3 protein-coding genes and 1 pseudogene are annotated in these 2,366 nt (G+C 68.2%); all 4 read left to right on the top strand.

All coding sequences use genetic code 11. The features are described from left to right. A pseudogene (locus AC1D2K_RS33580) lies at positions 1-282 on the top strand (ABC transporter substrate-binding protein); the annotation flags it as partial. A gap of 20 nt (positions 283-302) precedes the next feature. Then, complete coding sequence (locus tag AC1D2K_RS33575; RefSeq protein WP_478094617.1) at positions 303-1,193, top strand: carbohydrate ABC transporter permease; 891 nt, start codon at positions 303-305, stop codon at positions 1,191-1,193. Next, positions 1,190-2,029 (top strand): carbohydrate ABC transporter permease, encoded by an 840-nt coding sequence (locus tag AC1D2K_RS33570; protein WP_478094615.1) that lies wholly within the window; start codon positions 1,190-1,192, stop codon positions 2,027-2,029. The genes AC1D2K_RS33575 and AC1D2K_RS33570 overlap by 4 nt, the downstream gene beginning before the upstream one ends. Then, positions 2,026-2,366 (top strand): endonuclease/exonuclease/phosphatase family protein (locus AC1D2K_RS33565; RefSeq protein ID WP_478094613.1); only part of this gene is annotated, 341 nt, incomplete at its 3' end. The genes AC1D2K_RS33570 and AC1D2K_RS33565, both read left to right, overlap by 4 nt.

Genomic DNA, 2,366 nt, shown 5'->3' with positions numbered 1-2,366 from the left:
CGTGCCGCGCAGTGGAGCATGGACACCGGCTACGTCGCGGTCTCCCCGGCCGCGTACGAGACCGACACGCTGCGCAAGTACGGCCGCGACTTCCCCGCCGCGCTGGTGGCGCGCGACCAGCTGCCGGTGTCGGTGGCCGAGTTCTCCACCCATGACAACCAGCGCGTGACCAAGGCCCTGAACGACGGCCTCCAGGCCGCGCTGACCGGCAGCAAGACGCCCGCCCAGGCGATGCAGGACGCGCAGCGCGAAGCCGATCGCATCCTGCGTTCGTTCAAGTAGGCCGGGGCGCCGGCCACGCCATGACGCACCCCGGCAACACCGCCTCGCGCAACGCCGTCCATGCGTGGCTGCTGCTGTTGCCGGCGTTGCTGCTGCTGGTCGCGTTCACGCACTGGCCGGCGGTGTCGACGCTGGTCGACAGCTTCTTCTCGACCCCCAAGGGCAAGCGCCCGAGCGTCTGGGTCGGGCTCGAGAACTACGCCGTCATGACCGGCGACCCGGTGTTCTGGAAGGCGGTGCGCAACAACCTCTGGTTCGCGGGCGCGACCATCCCGCTGTCGATCGCGCTGGCGCTGGTGATGGCGCTCTGGGTCAACGAGCGGATCGCGGGCCGCGCTTTCCTGCGCATGGCCTATTTCACGCCGACCGTGCTGCCGATGATCGCGGTGGCCAACATCTGGCTCTTCTTCTACACCCCGCAGTACGGCCTGCTCGAGCAGATCACCGGGGCGCTCGGCCTGCCCTCTCACAACTGGCTCGGCAGCCCCTCGACCGCGCTCGGCGCGGTGACGCTGGTCGCGATCTGGAAGGAAGCCGGCTTCTTCATGATCTTCTACCTGGCGGCGCTGCAGACGCTCAACCCGAGCCTGCGCGAGGCGGCGGCGATCGAGGGCGCCTCGCGCTGGTACTTCTTCCGCCGCGTGCAATGGCCGCTCCTGATGCCCACCACGCTGTTCGTGCTGGTCAACGCCTTCATCAACGCCTTCCGGATGGTCGACCACCTGTTCGTGCTGACGCGCGGGGGCCCGGACAATACCTCGATCCTGCTGCTCTATCACCTCTACGAGGTCGGATTCAGCTTCTGGGACACGGCCTACGCCTCGGCGATCACGGTGGTGCTGGTGGTGGTGCTGGCGGGCATCGCGCTGTTCCAGTTCTTCGTGCTCGACAGGAAGGTCCACTACAAATGAGCGCCGCCGCTCCGGCCCAGCGCCTCGCCTACAACGAGCCCACGCTGCTCGACACGCTGGCCGCCTGGTGGCTCGCGCTGCTGTGGATCCTGCCGCTGGCCTACGCGGTGTGGACCGCCTTCCATCCGGCCGAGTACTCGACCCGCTTCGCGCTGCTGGCGCCCCTCACGCTCGACAACTTCCGCCGCGCCTGGGAGGCGGCGCCCTTCGCGCGCTACTTCCTCAACACCACCCTGCTCGTCGCGATGGTGCTGGCGGTGCAGCTCGTGCTGGGCACGCTGGCGGCCTATGCCTTCGCGCGCTACGAATTCAGGGGCCGCGGCATCGCCTTCGCGCTGGTGCTGGTCCAGCTGATGATCATGCCGGACATCCTGCTGGTCGAGAACTACAAGACCATGGCCCGGCTCGGCCTGGTCGACACGCTGCTGGCCATCGGGCTGCCCTACTTCGCCTCGGCCTTCGCGATCTTCCTGCTGCGCCAGACCTTCATGGGCATCCCGAAGGAGCTCGACGAGGCCGCCCGGGTCGAGGGCGCCGGCGCCCTGCAGATCCTGTGGCGCGTCTACGTGCCGCTGGCCCGCCCGGTCTATACCGCATTCGCCCTGGTGTCAGTGAGCTTTCACTGGAACAATTTCCTCTGGCCGCTGATCATCACGAACAGCGTCAACGCGCGGCCGCTGACGGTCGGGCTGCAGGTGTTCTCCTCGGTCGACCAGGGGGTCGACTGGTCGGTGATCACCGCCGCCACCCTGATGACCTCGGCGCCGCTGCTGATCGCGTTCCTGCTCTTTCAGCGTCAGTTCGTGCAGAGCTTCATGAGGGCCGGCATCAAATGAAACTCGTGACCTGGAACACCCAATGGTGCTGCGGCCTCGACGGCGTCGTGAGCCCCCAGCGCATCGTCGATGGCGCGCGCGCGATGGGGGATTTCGACGTCCTGTGCCTCCAGGAGATCGCCTCGGGCTTCGGCGCCATGGCAGGCAGCCCCGGCGACCAGCCGGCCGAGCTGCAGGCGCTGCTGCCGGGCTTCCAGCTCTTCTTCGGCGCCGCGGTCCATGACTTCGATGCCGACGAYGGCCGGCCGATGCGATTCGGCAACCTGATCGCCACGCGGCTGCCGGTGGCGCATGTGCAGCATCACGTCCTGCCCTGGCCGGCCGACCCGTCCGTGAC

The sequence above is a fragment of the Variovorax sp. P1_H12_2 genome (assembly GCF_056405335.1).
This window is presented reverse-complemented; position numbering and strand designations above follow the sequence as displayed.